The sequence below is a fragment of the Bacillus sp. IS1 genome (assembly GCF_032461585.1).
Taxonomy (GTDB): Bacteria; Bacillota; Bacilli; order Bacillales; family Bacillaceae; genus Bacillus; species Bacillus velezensis.
Genome location: NZ_JAWCWR010000002.1, coordinates 775,705 through 791,172, shown reverse-complemented (window position 1 = coordinate 791,172; position 15,468 = coordinate 775,705). Strand labels below are relative to the sequence as shown.

General features: G+C 47.4%; 15 protein-coding genes and 1 riboswitch. Of the genes, 11 read left to right on the top strand and 4 right to left on the bottom strand.

Features of this window, described 5'->3' with window-relative positions; translation table 11 throughout:
- Window positions 1-138: 138 nt before the first annotated feature.
- Both RUW00_RS12010 and RUW00_RS12005 read left to right on the top strand, forming a co-directional pair.
- Complete coding sequence (locus tag RUW00_RS12010; protein WP_280144619.1) at window positions 139-1,077, top strand: iron-hydroxamate ABC transporter substrate-binding protein; 939 nt, start codon at window positions 139-141, stop codon at window positions 1,075-1,077.
- A gap of 146 nt (window positions 1,078-1,223) precedes the next feature.
- Window positions 1,224-2,138, top strand: a complete 915-nt coding sequence (locus RUW00_RS12005; protein WP_280144620.1) for a class I SAM-dependent methyltransferase — start codon at window positions 1,224-1,226, stop codon at window positions 2,136-2,138.
- A gap of 51 nt (window positions 2,139-2,189) precedes the next feature.
- Here the strand turns inward: RUW00_RS12005 and RUW00_RS12000 are convergent, their stop codons facing one another.
- The gene (locus RUW00_RS12000; RefSeq protein WP_007410036.1) at window positions 2,190-3,602 is read right to left on the bottom strand and encodes an amino acid permease; all 1,413 of its coding nucleotides are present in this window, start codon (window positions 3,600-3,602) and stop codon (window positions 2,190-2,192) included.
- Window positions 3,603-3,713: 111 nt separating this feature from the next.
- A riboswitch (Lysine riboswitch) is annotated at window positions 3,714-3,894 on the bottom strand.
- A gap of 122 nt (window positions 3,895-4,016) precedes the next feature.
- On the bottom strand, window positions 4,017-4,157 hold the full coding sequence (gene sspJ, locus RUW00_RS11995) for a small acid-soluble spore protein SspJ (protein ID WP_021494114.1): 141 nt from the start codon (window positions 4,155-4,157) through the stop codon (window positions 4,017-4,019).
- Window positions 4,158-4,340: 183 nt separating this feature from the next.
- Here sspJ and RUW00_RS11990 point away from each other — a divergent pair, with 183 nt between their 5' ends.
- Both RUW00_RS11990 and RUW00_RS11985 read left to right on the top strand, forming a co-directional pair.
- Window positions 4,341-4,823 (top strand): metal-dependent hydrolase, encoded by a 483-nt coding sequence (locus tag RUW00_RS11990; protein ID WP_003151759.1) that lies wholly within the window; start codon window positions 4,341-4,343, stop codon window positions 4,821-4,823.
- Between the two features lie 42 nt (window positions 4,824-4,865).
- The gene (locus tag RUW00_RS11985; RefSeq protein ID WP_280144621.1) at window positions 4,866-6,722 is read left to right on the top strand and encodes an LTA synthase family protein; all 1,857 of its coding nucleotides are present in this window, start codon (window positions 4,866-4,868) and stop codon (window positions 6,720-6,722) included.
- Between the two features lie 30 nt (window positions 6,723-6,752).
- On the opposite strand, the gene RUW00_RS11980 is transcribed toward RUW00_RS11985, so the two are convergent.
- Window positions 6,753-7,679 carry a substrate-binding domain-containing protein gene (locus RUW00_RS11980; RefSeq protein ID WP_014418869.1) on the bottom strand — a complete coding sequence of 309 codons (927 nt, stop codon included), beginning with the start codon at window positions 7,677-7,679 and terminating at the stop codon, window positions 6,753-6,755.
- A 117-nt stretch (window positions 7,680-7,796) separates the two neighbouring features.
- Between RUW00_RS11980 and modA the strand changes: the two genes are divergently transcribed.
- The 7 genes from modA (at window position 7,797) to RUW00_RS11945 (ending at window position 14,429) form a co-directional block, all read left to right on the top strand.
- Window positions 7,797-8,594, top strand: a complete 798-nt coding sequence (modA, locus tag RUW00_RS11975) for a molybdate ABC transporter substrate-binding protein (RefSeq protein WP_025649275.1) — start codon at window positions 7,797-7,799, stop codon at window positions 8,592-8,594.
- Window positions 8,575-9,258, top strand: coding sequence for a molybdate ABC transporter permease subunit (gene modB / locus RUW00_RS11970; protein ID WP_017418930.1), 684 nt, complete (start codon window positions 8,575-8,577; stop codon window positions 9,256-9,258). Before modA ends, modB begins: the two co-directional genes overlap by 20 nt.
- Window positions 9,259-9,352: 94 nt before the next feature.
- On the top strand, window positions 9,353-10,000 hold the full coding sequence (locus tag RUW00_RS11965; protein WP_003151754.1) for a response regulator transcription factor: 648 nt from the start codon (window positions 9,353-9,355) through the stop codon (window positions 9,998-10,000).
- Between the two features lie 5 nt (window positions 10,001-10,005).
- Window positions 10,006-11,109 carry a sensor histidine kinase gene (locus RUW00_RS11960; protein ID WP_174747447.1) on the top strand — a complete coding sequence of 368 codons (1,104 nt, stop codon included), beginning with the start codon at window positions 10,006-10,008 and terminating at the stop codon, window positions 11,107-11,109.
- Window positions 11,110-11,228: 119 nt separating this feature from the next.
- A complete protein-coding gene (locus tag RUW00_RS11955) occupies window positions 11,229-12,164 on the top strand; it encodes an ABC transporter ATP-binding protein (RefSeq protein WP_014418872.1) in 936 nt (311 codons plus the stop codon).
- 23 nt (window positions 12,165-12,187) lie between these two features.
- On the top strand, window positions 12,188-13,282 hold the full coding sequence (locus tag RUW00_RS11950; protein WP_061862563.1) for an ABC transporter permease: 1,095 nt from the start codon (window positions 12,188-12,190) through the stop codon (window positions 13,280-13,282).
- 1 nt (window position 13,283) lies between these two features.
- Window positions 13,284-14,429 (top strand): ABC transporter permease, encoded by a 1,146-nt coding sequence (locus RUW00_RS11945; RefSeq protein ID WP_233662451.1) that lies wholly within the window; start codon window positions 13,284-13,286, stop codon window positions 14,427-14,429.
- Between the two features lie 32 nt (window positions 14,430-14,461).
- Here RUW00_RS11945 and RUW00_RS11940 read toward each other — a convergent pair whose 3' ends face one another.
- Complete coding sequence (locus RUW00_RS11940; RefSeq protein WP_007410023.1) at window positions 14,462-15,292, bottom strand: aldo/keto reductase; 831 nt, start codon at window positions 15,290-15,292, stop codon at window positions 14,462-14,464.
- Between the last annotated feature and the right edge of the window lie 176 nt (window positions 15,293-15,468).

The window sequence follows — 15,468 nt, the reverse complement described above, 5'->3', positions numbered from 1 at the left end:
TCTTTTAATAGACCTAATTTCATATAAAAAAAGAAAGTTTTTCTTTAAAAAGAGCGTGCTTCTCTATGAAAGCAGTGATATAATCACACTGATAATGATTCTCTTTATCACTAATTTTTATGAAAGAAGGAATGTCAGATGTTCCATACATACAAGAAAATCGGCGCAGCGCTGATTGCCGTGCTGCTCATCGCCGCTTTGGCCGCATGCGGCAATTCTTCAGACACGAAAGGTTCTTCTGAAAAAGAAGAAACCATCACGTATAAAGCCGAAAACGGCAATATTAACATTCCGAAGCACCCGAAACGGGTCGTCGTCATGGCTGACGGCTACTACGGCGACTTTAAACAGCTCGGCATCAATGTTGTCGGCGCGCCGCAAAACGTATTTAAAAACCCTTATTACAAAGGGAAAACAAAAGGTGTGACAAACATCGGCGACGGCACGTCCGTTGAAAAAATCATTGACTTAAAGCCGGATTTAATCGTTGTCTGGACGACACAAGGCGCCGATATTGAAAAACTGGAAAAAATCGCGCCGACAATCGCCATTAAATATGACAAGCTCAGCAACATTGATCAATTCAAAGAGTTTGCGAAAATGACAGGCACTGAAGATAAAGCAGACAAATGGCTGGCTGAATGGGATAAGAAAACCGCTGCCGCTAAAACAAAGGTTCAAAAAGCGGTCGGCTCAAAAACCATCTCCATCATGCAGACAAACGGAAAAGACATCTATGTATTCGGTAAAGACTTCGGCCGCGGCGGAAGCATCATTTATGACAAACTCGGGCTGAAGGCCACAAAACTGACGCAGGAAAAAGCCATTAATCAAGGGCCGGGCTACGCCAGCATTTCACTCGAGAAACTGCCTGACTTCGCGGGAGACTACATCTTTATGGGGCCATGGCAGGCCGGCGGTGACGACAAAGGCGTGCTTGACAGCTCAATCTGGAAGAACCTCGATGCCGTCAAACAAAACCATGTCTACCGCATTGATCCGATCGGCTTCTATTTCTCAGACCCGATCTCACTTGAAGGCCAGCTCGACTACATCACAAAAAGCTTAACGAAGTAACCCCGAAGCCGCTGTCACAGCGGCTTTTTATTACGCTTAAAACTTGACAAAAAAATTCATTTATGCTATAATTTACATTTTTAGATTAACATGTATAATAAGATTCTCCCGGCCGGAGATTGATGTAAATAACGGAGGATCTTTATATGAAAGAAAACAAGGCGAGTATGACTTCCCTGCTGTCCGCTTTCGGAAGGGCGTACCACAGTAAATACGACACCCCGGTGATATTTGATGATTTTTTGGCACAAGATCTGATTTCTGAAAAAGAGCATTCGGACATCCGCGCTCATCTGATTCAAGGTATATCATTTTTCAGCAAAGACATGGCCCAGAGGCTTCAAGGCCAACCGGATGACATCTTAAAATGGGTGACTCAAGTCCAGCTGTCTCCTACACCGTTAGCCCGTGCCGCATATTGTGAAGAAGTGCTTTTCAATGAAGTGAAGCTCGGGGCCAAACAGTATGTCATCCTTGGCGCGGGGCTGGATACTTTTTGTTTCAGGCATCCTGAGGTGACAAACGCCTTAGACATATTTGAAATCGATCATCCCGCTTCACAGGAAGACAAAATAAACAGATTGAAACATCTGAAGCTCGGCATTTCCCATCATCTACATTTTGTACCGATGGACTTCGCCGCTTCGCTTTCTTTCAGCCGTCTGTATCAGGAAGGTTTTTCACGCCAAAAAACCTTTTTCAGCCTGCTCGGTGTGTCATACTATCTTACGAAAAAGCATCTCGCCCGCCTGCTCACACAATTATTTGCCGAAGTCCCGCCGGGAAGCTCTATCGTGTTTGATTATGCAGATGAGTCGCTCTTTGAAGAAAGAGGACTGTCAAACAGAGTGGAAAACATGGTGAAAATGGCTGCAGCAAGCGGAGAACCGATGTTATCGTGTTTCAGTTATAAAGAAATCGAAAAAATATTAGAATCATCAGGTCTGCTTATTTATGAACATTTATCTCCGGCGGACGTCAATGACCGTTTTTTCAGCGGACGCACTGACCATTTAACCGCATTCGAGACCATTCATTATATACACGCCGTCAAAAAGTAACCCGCTGCCCCAAACAAAAAAGACATCTCACAGACGTGAGATGTCTTTTTGTCATACTGATTGTCTGTTGTTTGCAAATTTCTTTGAGACGAAAGGATATAACAGCAAACCGACGAAAAACAGCCCGATACCGAGAATAAAGGTCGTTAAATCGGCCGTTCCGGTAATAATGACGTAAAAAGAATAAATGCAGGCAAGGATGGCGATGATACCGTCTCTTACTCTTGAACCCTTTATCTCGTCATACGTTTCACCCGTAAAAATGAGCTTCAGGCTGTAAAACGCTGATACGAGATACGGAATCAGATAAGCGAGCGTCGCCGCCGTTGTTAAAAACGTAAACGCGTCACTGATCGTCCGGGAAATAACTGAAAAGATAAAGATCTGTGACATCACGTTCGTTACGATTAACGACACAACCGGGCTTCCCTGTTTATTCGTTTTTGCAAAAGCAGCGGGAAAGTCTCCGGATTTCGCCGCTTGATACGGAACTTCAGAGCCGAGAAGAATCCAGCCGAGCATCGTTCCGAACAGACACAAAATCGCCAGTATTGCCATGATGACGCTTCCCGCGTTGCCGACGATCGCGTACAATACGTCAACAAACGGTTTTTCCGAGCCGACAAGCTTACCATGCGGAAGCACGCCCATCGTAATTAATGTCACGATGATATAGATGCCAAGCGCGATCAATAATCCGGTAATGGTGGCGCGTTTCACGTCGCGCTGCGAACGGGCGCGTCCGGATAAGATGACTGCCGATTCAATTCCGACGAACGCCCATAATGTTGAAATCGCCGCATTGTGGATCTGCCCGCCGATTCCCTCAACTGTGTGAGGACCTGTTTGAACCGGAAAATAAAAATGATCGAAAAACGACGTTTGAAACACAAATAAACCTGCAATGATAAAGAAGATAAATCCTAATACTTTTGAAAACGTCGTGACAAAATTTAATTTACTCGCACCGTTAATGCTGGTGACGAGAATCGTGTGAGTGCCCCATAATAAAACCGTACATACGGCAAACGTCAGCAGCTGGCCGAGCGTAACAGCCTGACCGCCGATCGAAAACATTTCACGCTTATCCGTTAAAATCGGGAAAAATGATGTTAAATATCCGGCAAGGCTCGTGATGATCGCCACGTTGCTGATCCAGCTCGCCACCCAGTAGCCCCACACCATCGTGAAGCCCGCTGCATTCCCTTTTTTCCGATCGCTGAACAGCGCACGCGCATAGCTTTGCGGTCCCGCCGTCAGCTCAGGCTTGCGGATGGATAAGTGGCCGAAGACCAGCGCGATCATTAACACACCGGCTCCCGTTAAAAGCCATGCCGATGTAGCGCCGAACGGGCTCGCGATTTTTGCGAGCGTACTCGGAAGCGAAAAGATGCCCGAGCCTACCATATTTCCTACGACAAACGCCGTTAATAACCAAAAACCCCATTTTTTCGTCTGTTCCATTCCTGTACCTCCTGGTTGTTCATTCGTACGGACCAGACCCCGAGACCATATTTACACGCAAAAAAAAGCCTGAACAAAAGTCCATGCTTAAAGAAACACACACACCCTTGATCTCCGGATAGCCCTCCGCGAAAAAGCACGCGGCAGTCCTGCACTTATTCAGATACAGTCCCAGCATAAAGAAGGATCGGCTTTCTTTACACTTCGGCGCTGATGCCTTTAACACATGTTTTGCGGCCCCTATCAGCCTGGCATGTGCGACTCATCATCAAGCGCAACCTCTACCTCACCGAGAAAGAGTGAGGATTTTTATCATTCAATTCTACTCAGAGGTTATCAGAGATAAAAAGATCTGTCAAAGGGAAAAATTAGATGGAAAACGGATAGAGCGTTCGCCCTACCCGTCTTATATGGTCAGCGGTTGTTTTTTTTCTTTTGAACAGCTTCTTGAAGCGGATCGTCTTTCAGAGCTGCACCGGCGTCGTCAAGCGCGCCTTGAATGACGTTTTTGTTTTTATCGCTGTTTTTTCCTTTTTCTTTGTTAAAGAAAGCCATCTGTATCACCTCTTTATCAAATATAGGTACACCTATAATGTGTCTTTTTCCGCGGCAGAATATGCGGAATCCGCGTCTCCTTCCTTTTGGCGGAACAGGTAAAGTTTGTTGATCAAACATGCATTCTCTTGATATATTTGTAATTCAGGGGATTTTGGCAAAAATAAAAAGGAGAAGCGAAAAATGACAGGAAAAACACACATCATGGGAGGCATCGCTTCTTGTTCCGCAATTGCGTATTATTACGGGTATGATCCGGTCCTTATGACCTCAGCGGGTGCCCTCGGGGCGCTGATTCCCGACATATGCCATACGAAAAGCAAAATCGGCAGGACGCTGCCCGTTCTGTCCAAAATCGTAAGCACGGTGTTCGGCCACAGAACGTTTACACACAGTCTGCTGTTTATGCTTATTATGTTTTTCATTACGGCAACCTATATTCCGAATCCGAGCATTTCCGCCGGACTGATGATCGGAATGGCGAGCCATCTTGTGCTTGACGCATGGACCGTCAACGGCATTAAACTGCTGTTTCCGTCCGCCATCCGCTTCCGTCTTCCCCTTTATATGAGAACGGGGAGCTTTTCGGAGCAGCTTGTGCTGGCCGGCTTAACGATTGTATCCTGCTATTATTTATACGAACTGGTTCACGGACGCATCTCTTAAACAAAAAGCGTCTTTTCGCTTTTAGGGTGAGGAGTCATACATATGAAGAAAACCTTTTTCAGCAATCATCGGTTTTTATGCCTGTCCATCCTGTTCATGTGGATGAAAACCTATGCCGTTTATAAGCTCGGTTTTGATCTGCAGAACAATTCGGTTCTTGAGGAATGTCTGCTTCTCATTAATCCGCTGAGCTTCATTGTGCCGCTGTTCGGCATCGCCCTGCTGCTGACGGAAAAAAAACAGCGGATCTTTCTGCTTTCGGCAAATGTGATGCTGACGGGGATTTTAATCGCAAATACGGTGTTTTACGGTTTTTATATTGATTTTATCACCATACCGGTTTTGTTTCAGGCGAGCAATATGGGTGATATGGGGAGCAGCGTCCAAGAGCTGTTTCACCCGCTTTATATCGCTTTATTTTTGGATATTGCGGTTTTGTTTTACCTTGGTAAAAGGTATAAAGCCGGTAAAGGAAAAACGGGCGCCCGTACCGTTAAAGCGTATGCGTGGGCATCAGCCGGCCTCATGCTGTGCAACCTTGCGCTGTCTGAGGCCGAGCAGCCGAAGCTGTTCAAGCACCCTTTTGATCGTGAAGCGCTCGTAAAAGGAATCGGCCTGTTCCACTTTCATTTGTATGACACCATTTCGCAGACGCTGAATGCAGGGGCAAAAGCGTTTGCCGACGAAGACAGCCTTGCCGCGGTCGCGAATTACACTCAAGCCGACTACAGCAGGCCGTCCGAATCAAAGTTCGGGCTGGCAAAGGGGCGCAATGTGATTTTTGTTACGCTCGAATCAACACAGCGTTTTGTAATGGATGAGCGGGTCAACGGGCGGGAGATTACCCCGTTTTTAAATAAACTGCGGAAAAAAAGTTATGACTTCACTCATTTTTATCAGCAGACTGAACAGGGAAAAACCTCAGATTCAGAATTCATTACTGCAAATTCGCTGTATCCGTCTTCAAGCGGCGCCGTTTTTTTTACAAAAAGCGGCCACCGGTTCAATACGATGTACCATATGTTAAAAGACCGTCAATACTATTCAGCCGTTCTGCATGCCAATCATAAGGCCTTTTGGAACCGGGATGAGATGTACGGGACATTCGGAATCGACCGTTTTTTCGACGCGGATGAATTTAAGGTGACACAGGAAAATTCAACAGGCTGGGGCCTGAAGGATAAGGAATTTCTCGAACAGTCAGCGGAAAAATTAAAGAAGCTTCCGCAGCCGTTTTACGCGAGCCTGCTGACTTTGACCAACCATTTTCCTTTTGAAATTGAAAAACAGGATCAGCTCATTGAGGAACCGGACACAAGCAGCGATTTATTAAACCGCTATGTGACGACGGTCCGCTATGAAGATGAGGCCCTGAAACACTTTTTCAAGAAGCTGAAAAAAGAAGGACTGTATGACAACGCGATGATCGTCCTGATGGGAGATCATTACGGTATATCCGAAGCCCATAATCAAGGACTTGCCGAATTCTTAGGGAAAGAGGAAATCACTCCGTTTGATACGGTTCAGCTTCAGCGCGTGCCGTTTATCATTCATATTCCCGGGGTGACCGACCGTGCGCCGGAAACGATTGCTTCCGCCGCGGGACAGGTTGATGTAAGACCGACGCTGCTTCACCTGCTCGGCATTGAAACGAAAGGCAGCATTCAGTTCGGCAATGATCTGTTTTCCGGAGAGCGGACCCCGTTTGCGGTGCTGAGAAACGGCAGCTTTATCACGGATGATCATATTTATACGAAAAATACGTGTTACAGCCGTAAAACGGGTGAACCGCTTTCTGACATGAGCGCGTGCAGCGATGAGAAAGAAAAAGCGGAACAAGAGCTGATGCTTTCCGATAAAATATTAAACGGCGACCTGCTGCGGTTTTACAAGCAATAAAAAAATCCCTCCGTTATATGGAGGGATTTTTCATGTTTCATATATGAGCCGTCCGGTCATTTTCGTATCATATCCGGATAATTGAGAAAGCTGAGACTTGAATTCCTCAGAATTGAGGATGTCCTGCACGCTTTGAACAAGCTCCCGGTTTTGTTTTAAGACGACCACATCGTACTGTTCACTGATCACCGGGATAAAGTCCGTGCCTGCCATATGCGCCGCATGCTGCGACCCGACTCCGATATCCGCCTTTCCGCTTGACACTTGTGAAGCCGCTGACAGATGATCCGTGACAATGTCATGGTAGCCGGCGACATCAGACGGCGTAATACCGAAAGATCTGAGCTGTTCATCCAGCAGCACCCTCGCGCCTGATCCTTTTTCGCGATTGACGATACGGACATCCTTTCGGCTCAAGTCCTGAAAGCCCTGAATGTTCAGCGGATTGCCCTTTTTCACATATAATCCGGCCTGCCGCAGCACGACATGAAAAAGCGCAAACGGCTCCCCTGAAAGAATGCGCTTCACGTACGGGATGTTATACTGCCCCGTCTCCCCATCGTACAAATGCAGACTGACGATGTCACAAGCCCCGCGGTACATCTCGATCAGGCTGTTCAAACTGCCGCTGTACTTGCGGAGCGGAGCCGCCTGTATTGTTTGTTCCAGCTGTTTGCTGAGGAGGTCCATCGACACATCCTGCCCGCTGATGATAACGGACTGCCTTTTTTCCGGCTCCCGCCCGCGGGACGGGTCAGCAGCTTCTGATACGGATGGCTTTTTTGACATTCTCATGTTTGTTTTATATTGTTTTAAGTCCTCTTCATCGACCCTCATCTGTCTTCCGACCCTGTACGCCGGAATGAGTCCTTTTTTTATCAAATCATATACTGTCAATTTGGAGACCTTCAAAAGGCCCGCAACTTCTTCTATTGTATAGGAAGTGGCTTCTGTCATATTATCACGCTCCATTTTTATTATAACTGTTCAGATATTGAAAAAAAACCGCACCATTACGTACAATTGCGTTATAATTAGTTTGATCTAATGATATTTAGCTATAAGGGGTGCACAATGTTGAAAAAGAAAGCGACACTACTCACAACTGCGGCTATGGCCGTTTTCCTCGCAACTGCGGGCTGCTCATCCGGACAATCCTCCAAAGGCGGACAAAACGAAAAAGTCACGCTGACCGTTTCTGCGGCAGCCAGCGCTCAGGATGCACTTGAAGAAATCCAGACCAACTACGAAAAATCACATTCAAACGTAACCATTCAAGACAACTTCGGATCATCAGGCACATTGCAGAAACAAATTTCACAAGGCGCGGGAGCTGATTTATTCTTCTCGGCAGCCGAAGATAAATTCGAAAAGCTCGTTCATGACGGAGATATCGATAAAAAGGACAGCACGGATCTTTTGAAAAATGATCTCGTCATGATCGTGCCTGAGAAAAACAGCGCACACCTGACACATCTGAATGACCTGAAAAAAGACAGCGCGGAAAAAATCGCGCTCGGCACGCCTGAATCCGTTCCGGCCGGACAATACGCCAAACAGTCATTGACGGCATTATCCCTGTGGGGCAAGGTAAAAGATAAAGTCGTCTATGCAAAAGACGTTCGCCAGGTGCTTTCTTATGTTGAAACCGGAAATGTCGATGCCGGGCTTGTCTATAAAACAGACGCGCTGATTTCGAAAAAGGTGAAAATCACCGATGAAGCGCCGGCGAAAACGCACGATCCGATCGTTTATCCGCTCGGCATCGTCAAGGATACAAAGCACCGTAAAGAAGCAGAAGCGTTTTATCAGTATCTGCAGTCTGATGAAGCGATGAAAGTGTTTAAGAAATATGGATTTACTGCCAAGTAACATTACGGCTTCGGAATTTTTCACTCCCGTCGTACTGTCGTTTGAGGTGGCTTTGGCATCGGGCCTCGCCGTCATCATTCTCGGGACGCTTGCCGGCGCTTGGATGGCGAAAGCGCGATTTCCCGGAAAAACGGCTGTGGAGACCCTGTTTATGCTCCCGCTCGTTCTTCCTCCTACCGTTGTCGGCTTCATTCTCATTATCATTTTCGGAAAACACAGCTTTATCGGCCGGGCGATTGAGCGGATTTTTCACCAGCCCGTCATTTTCACGTGGTCGGCCGCGGTGATCGCTTCGGCCATTGTCGCCTTCCCGCTTATGTATCAGTCCGCTAAAACCGGCTTCGCCGCGGTTGATGCCGACATCGAGGGAGCGGCGAAAGTAGACGGAGCCGGCAGGTGGCAGGTGTTCACCCGTATTTCCGTCCCGCTTGCCTTTCCCTCCCTCTTGACCGGAAGCATTCTCAGTATTGCAAGGGCGCTAGGTGAATTCGGAGCGACTTTAATGTTTGCGGGAAATATTCCCGGCGTCACCCAAACGCTGCCGACAGCGATTTACGTCGCGATGGACTCCGGCAATGAAACACTCGCCTGGGTGTGGGTGATCTGTATTGTGATCATTTCTTTTCTGATGCTGTTTTTCATCCAATTGAAAAAACCCGCTTGACCGATCCGCCTTCCGTGCACCTTTCGCCGGGAGGCTTTTTGATTTAAAATCGGATGGTATATAATGAAACAAAAAACACACAAAGGGTGCGGCCATGAAGATTAATGTCATTATCGCGGATGATAATTCTTTCATCAGAGAAGGAATGAAAATCATTTTGCATACATATGAGGAATTTACTGTATCGGCAACGTTGGAAAATGGCCTGGAGGCGGCAGAGTATTGTAAACACAATCCCGTCGATATCGCCTTGTTGGACGTCCGCATGCCGGTGATGAACGGCGTCGAAGCCGCAAAACGGATCGCGGAGGAAACGGATACGAAGCCGATGATCCTGACGACATTTGACGACGATGAGTATATTTTAGAAGCGATTAAAAACGGCGCGAAAGGATATTTATTAAAAAATACCGAACCGGAACGGATACGCGATGCGATCAAAAGCGTCTTCAACGGGCACAGCATTCTTCAGGACACCGTGCTGGATAAAATAAAAGACAGCCTTTTCCGGCCGGCGGAAGCCGCGCATCAGATTGATGAAAGCCAGTTTACTGAAAGAGAGCTCAGCATCATGTCGCTTATTGCGAAAGGACTGTCGAACAGGGAAATTTCAAAACAGCTTTTCATTTCTGAAGGGACGACGGCCAATTATATTTCATCTATTTTAGGGAAAACAGGGCTTGAGCACAGAACGCAGATCGCCATTTTTTATATCACCGGGAAGGTGGATAACGGGCGTTGAACGGTATGGATTTTTGGATGCTGATGAGCAGACTGATCGCCATTTTTTATACGGCTTTTTTGTTCGTATCGGCAGACCGCCCTTACACGCCGTACGCCGTCTTGTTTCTGCTGCTTTATCTGTCTTTGGGCATTGCGGTCTGCATGATCAGGCCGCCCGCTTGGAGGCGCGGGATCACCCTCATGACGCTTGCATTGACTGCTTGGCTTTCCGCCTTAGGCCATCCGGCGTTTCTATTTCTTTTGCCGCCCGCCATTTTTGCCGTTCTTGCCGAATATCCGGTTCACCGCTATGTGTTCTGCCTGCTCGTGTTTTTGCCGTTTTTATTTGTCCCGTACGGCGACCTTCCGACTTATATCGTCATGACCTTGTTCTGCTTGGCGATATTCGTTTTGGCCGCCCGGTCCAGCGACCGGCTGAAAAAATATGAAGAGCAGTCAGACAGCATGCGCTCAAGCATTGAAAAACTGACGAAACAGCTGCACAGCAGCACAGAATATATCAAACAATCGGAGTATACCGGCAAACTCGAAGAAAGAAACAGATTGTCCCAAGCCATCCATGACAAAATCGGCCATTCCATGACCGGCGCGCTCATTCAGATGGAAGCGGCGAAGCGGATGCTCGGCTCCCATCCGGACAAAGCGGCTGAACTGCTCCAAAACGCCATTACCATTTCCAAAGAAGGCATAGAGGATATCCGCATAACGCTGAAAAATATGAAACCGCCCGCTGAACAAATGGGCATTCACAGATTAAGAACGTTTATTGATGAATTTTCGGCCAAAAACGGCATGCCGGTTCCGTTTACGCATCAAGGCGATTTGGACAGGCTGACGCAAATGCATTGGAGAGTCATTCAGGAAAACGTAACCGAAGCCTTGACCAATGCAATGAAATACGCCGATGCCACGCAGATTTTCATTGATATCCATGTGCTGAACAAAGCCGTGAAAGCGGAAGTCAAAGATAACGGAAACGGCGCCGTCCGCTTTAAAAAAGGCCTCGGCATGCTCGGTATGGAAGAACGGGCGGCCGTCCTGCACGGAACCGTTATTTTTGACGGCACGGCCGGTTTTTCCGTTACGACATTGCTTCCGGTTGAATAAGTGAATGTTTTCATGTGAAAAATATGAAGATTCTCATGTCAAAAGGGTGAACAGCTGCACTAACGGCCGTTCATTCTTTTTTTTATAATAAGAGCATCATAAGACATAGAGGTGGAAACATGAACATTTTGGAGCTCAAACAGCTGAGTAAGAAATTCGGTGATTATGCCGCCGTTGACCAGATGTCGCTTGCCGTAAAAGAAGGTGAGATTTTCGGGTTTCTCGGCGCAAACGGAGCCGGAAAAAGCACGACGATCAATATGATCTCAGGTCTTTTAAAACCTTCAGGCGGAGACATTCTGTTTCTCGGAAAAGATATTTTCAAATATAGCAAAGCAACGAAAATGAATATCGGCATCGTCCCTCAGGACCTCGCGATTTACGAAGAATTAAACGCCTATGAAAATGTGAAGTTCTTCGCCGGGCTGTACGGCCTGAGAGGGGCGGCTCTGAGAGAACGGGTCGAGGAAGCCCTGACATTCGTGGGCTTGAGCGATAAACACAAATATTTGCCGAAGCATTTTTCCGGCGGAATGAAGCGCAGGCTCAATATCGCCTGCGCCCTTGCCCACCGGCCGAAACTGATCATCATGGATGAACCGACGGTCGGTATTGACCCGCAATCAAGAAATTATATTCTGCAGTCAGTGAAAAAGCTGAATGAAATGGGCTGCACGATCATCTACACGAGCCACTACATGGAGGAAGTTGAAGAAATATGCACGCGCATCGCCATCATTGACCACGGGAAAGTCATCGCAGAAGGCACAAAAGAACAGCTGACCTCCATCATTACCGACACGAAGGACGTCGTGATTGAGCTGTCATCCGGAAACGGCATCAGCCTCGGCGATATTCAGGAGCTGCCCGGCGTCAGAGCCGCCGCACTGGAAGAAAACAGCGTGAAAATCAGCTCTGACACAGGGGTCAACAATTTAAACCGCCTGATCCGGTACTTCATGGACAAAGGCATTGAAATCCGCTCCTTGCAGGAACAGGCCCCTGACTTAGAAACGGTATTTCTCACGCTGACAGGCAGAAGCCTGCGCGACTGACCCCATTGAAAGGAGGATTGCAAATGAATATTCTGCACATCGCCGTGAAAGAAATCAAAATCAGTTTCCGTGACAGACGGACTTTTATTTTCATGCTTGCTTTTCCGATCGTCTTCATGCTGATTTTTACTGCGGCATTATCAAACGCCTTTGATTCAGAGGTGACGGTCGGAAACATCAAGGTCGTATATACGGACCAGTCAAACGGCCCTCTTTCTCATTATTTTACTGAGTTTATGAAAGCCGCCAAAAAAGAGCATGTCTATTTTCAAAAAGCGGACACGGAGGCAAAAGGCAAAAACGAGGTTCGAGAAAATCAGGCGGATGCTTTCGTCACTGTAAAAAACACCGGTTTTCAAGTCTATACAAATGACCGGAGCGGCATAAACGGCACGATCGTCCAAGGCATGCTGACCGCTTTTACCAATCAATACAAAGCAGGCGCCGCCGCTTACAAGGCGCATAAGGCGCCTTCCGCCGGACAAATCAAAAGCGATTATATGAAGCAGACGTCTTTACACAAAGCGAAAGAACCGAAAGCGAAAGATTTTTACGCGATATCCATGACGACGATGATCGGGCTGTACGCCTCGATTTTTGCAAGCACCTTATTCCGCGGGGAAAGAATACGGCACACCGCGGATCGCCTGATCGCCGCTCCGCTCCGGAAAAGCGATATCTTTCTCGGAAAGATGCTCGGCATTTTGGCTGTGAATGTTCTGACGATTCTTGCCGTTGTCGCCTTCAGCAAATTTATCTTAAAAGCGAATTGGGGCAGCCACCTGGGACTTGTGCTTCTGATTCTCGTTTCTGAAATTCTTTTGGCCGTCAGCTTCGGGCTCAGCCTGAGCTATTTGACCAGAAAACCCGAAAGCGCCAGATTAATCACCGTCATCATCGTTCAGGTGATGTCCATTATCGGCGGCGCCTATTACAAATATGAAGGCGGAGGAATTTCCGTCCTGTCGCCCTTATCATGGATCAATAAGGCGATTAACAACATCATTTACGCAAATGATGTATCAGCGGCATGGCCTGCACTCGGTTTAAATACAGCATTGGCGGCACTCTTTTTGCTGATCGCCGCATTTACGTTTCAAAGACGGGAGGGACTGTAATATGAAAAACTTCTGGTGGCTGTTTGCACACACTCTCAAAGGGATTACAAAAAGTAAAAAACAGCTCATTCTTTATATCGGGGCTCCGCTGATCGGCGTCTTCCTCTCCTTCATGACCAATGCCAACGGCGGAGCCGAAACGCTCAATATCGGCATTCTCAATCAGGACGGCGGAGAAGTGGCACAGGATACGGTCACGTTTTTAAAAGGACTGGATCATGTGAAGATTTCGGAGGAAACGGCTGCGTCCGCCACATCCAAGATCGCTTCAGGAAAAATGGAGGCGCTCATTACGTTTGAAAAAGGCTTCTCCCAAAGCGTAAAAGACGGGAAACCGGCTCACATCGGCATGACCTCGCTGAAAGGCGCCCAGGTCACCGGATATGTCAGCTCTTATTTGTACAATTATATGAACAGCGCCGCCTCAATCGGCAAATCTTCCGGCGGAGACGCAAAGGCCTTTCAGGAGATGTACGCCGATTTCAAGCATTCTCCCATTCAAACGGAGTCCGCTGTTTTACAAGATACATCGAACCATAAAGAAATGACTTACTCAGTCATCGGGTATCTCATTATCATTATGCTCTATTCCGCCGGCAACCTGACGGAACTGATGATTAAAGAGCGGGAAAACAGGACGTACTACAGGCTTCTGTCAACGCCGATCACATCAAAGCAGTATGTACTGGCAAACGCGGCGGTGAATATCATTATCATGGCCGTCCAAATTCTATTCGCCGTTCTCTTTATGGGCGCCGCTTTTCATATTCATCCGTCATTCCCGCTGTGGCAGCTGTTCGTCCTGATGATGCTGTTTGCATTAAGCGCGATCGGGATCGCCTTTATTGCCGTCGGTTTTTCCAACAGCAGCGCTTCAACATCGGCGCTTTTGAATTTGATCGTCGTGCCGACATGCTTGCTCGCCGGCTGCTTCTTTCCGAGCAATATTATGCCGAAAACGGTGCAGACAATCGCCGAATTTCTGCCTCAGCGCTGGGTGCTCGATACGGTCGATCAATTGCAGCACGGCCGCACGCTCCAAAGCCTGATGCTGAACATCATCATTTTGGGAGCCTTCGCCGCCGCCCTGTTATTAATAGCCGCATACAGGTTCAGCGTAAAACGTCAGACACAGACATTTATGTAAAGAAAAACAGCCCCGTAAAGGGCTGTTTTTTCTTAGAACAGAAGCTCGTCCGGATTCGGGCCGACACGCTCGTCTTTGTTCAATGCGCTGATCTTTTCCATTTCTTCCTGTGACAGTTCGAAATCAAAAATATCGGCATTCTCTATGATGCGGTGCTCTTTAATCGATTTCGGAATGGTAACGACTTCGTTTTGAAGATCCCAGCGCAAAATCACTTGAGCAACTGATTTGTTATGTTTTTCCGCAATTTGTGACAGCACTTCGTTATCGAGGAGCTGTCCCTGCATCAATGGAGACCAAGCTTCCACTTGAATGCCCTGCGCTTTGCAGAAATCTCTTACTTCTTTTTGAGTCAGGCGCGGGTGGAATTCAATCTGGTTGACCATCGGCTTGATTTCAGCATCTTTCAGCAGCTCTTCTAAATGATGCACTTGGAAGTTGCTGACGCCGATGGCGCGGATTTTGCCGTCTTTGTACAGCTTTTCAAGAGCGCGCCATGTGTCTTTATATTTATCCTTGCCCGGCCAGTGAATCAGGTAAAGGTCGAGGTAATCGAGGCCGAGGCGCTCAAGGCTTTTCTCAAACGCGTCAAGTGTCGTTTCGTATCCTTGATCTTCATTCCACACTTTTGACGTGATGAACAGCTCTTCTCTGGCAACGCCCGCAGCTCTGATGCCTTCGCCGACACCCTCTTCATTTTTATAAATAGCCGCCGTATCAATGCTGCGGTAGCCGTTTCTGATTGCCGCTTCGACGGAGTCCGCCGCTACGCTTCCGTTTTCCACCTTGAAGACGCCAAGGCCGAACCACGGCATTTCAACGCCATTATGAAGCTTTACAGTATCTTTTAAGCTTTTTGCCACGTTGAACCATCCTTTCTAGTCATTATGTAAACGGTTATTATTATCTCACATTTCCGCCGTAAGAAACCAATTATACGCTCATCGTTATCACAAAAACCATCTTTAGTGCCCAAGCACCACTGCCGTTATTATTTTCCTATTTTTCAAAAATTACGGTTAACCGGGTAACTGTCCGG

What these genes read in the sequence shown, in the direction of transcription:
- RUW00_RS12010 (WP_280144619.1), top strand. Translation starts at nt 139, where the DNA reads ATGTTCCATACATACAAGAAAATCGGCGCAGCGCTGATTGCCGTGCTG.
- RUW00_RS12005 (WP_280144620.1), top strand. Translation starts at nt 1,224, where the DNA reads ATGAAAGAAAACAAGGCGAGTATGACTTCCCTGCTGTCCGCTTTCGGA.
- RUW00_RS12000 (WP_007410036.1), bottom strand. Translation starts at nt 3,602, where the DNA reads ATGGAACAGACGAAAAAATGGGGTTTTTGGTTATTAACGGCGTTTGTC.
- sspJ (WP_021494114.1), bottom strand. Translation starts at nt 4,157, where the DNA reads ATGGCTTTCTTTAACAAAGAAAAAGGAAAAAACAGCGATAAAAACAAA.
- RUW00_RS11990 (WP_003151759.1), top strand. Translation starts at nt 4,341, where the DNA reads ATGACAGGAAAAACACACATCATGGGAGGCATCGCTTCTTGTTCCGCA.
- RUW00_RS11985 (WP_280144621.1), top strand. Translation starts at nt 4,866, where the DNA reads ATGAAGAAAACCTTTTTCAGCAATCATCGGTTTTTATGCCTGTCCATC.
- RUW00_RS11980 (WP_014418869.1), bottom strand. Translation starts at nt 7,679, where the DNA reads ATGACAGAAGCCACTTCCTATACAATAGAAGAAGTTGCGGGCCTTTTG.
- modA (WP_025649275.1), top strand. Translation starts at nt 7,797, where the DNA reads ATGTTGAAAAAGAAAGCGACACTACTCACAACTGCGGCTATGGCCGTT.
- modB (WP_017418930.1), top strand. Translation starts at nt 8,575, where the DNA reads ATGGATTTACTGCCAAGTAACATTACGGCTTCGGAATTTTTCACTCCC.
- RUW00_RS11965 (WP_003151754.1), top strand. Translation starts at nt 9,353, where the DNA reads ATGAAGATTAATGTCATTATCGCGGATGATAATTCTTTCATCAGAGAA.
- RUW00_RS11960 (WP_174747447.1), top strand. Translation starts at nt 10,006, where the DNA reads ATGGATTTTTGGATGCTGATGAGCAGACTGATCGCCATTTTTTATACG.
- RUW00_RS11955 (WP_014418872.1), top strand. Translation starts at nt 11,229, where the DNA reads ATGAACATTTTGGAGCTCAAACAGCTGAGTAAGAAATTCGGTGATTAT.
- RUW00_RS11950 (WP_061862563.1), top strand. Translation starts at nt 12,188, where the DNA reads ATGAATATTCTGCACATCGCCGTGAAAGAAATCAAAATCAGTTTCCGT.
- RUW00_RS11945 (WP_233662451.1), top strand. Translation starts at nt 13,284, where the DNA reads ATGAAAAACTTCTGGTGGCTGTTTGCACACACTCTCAAAGGGATTACA.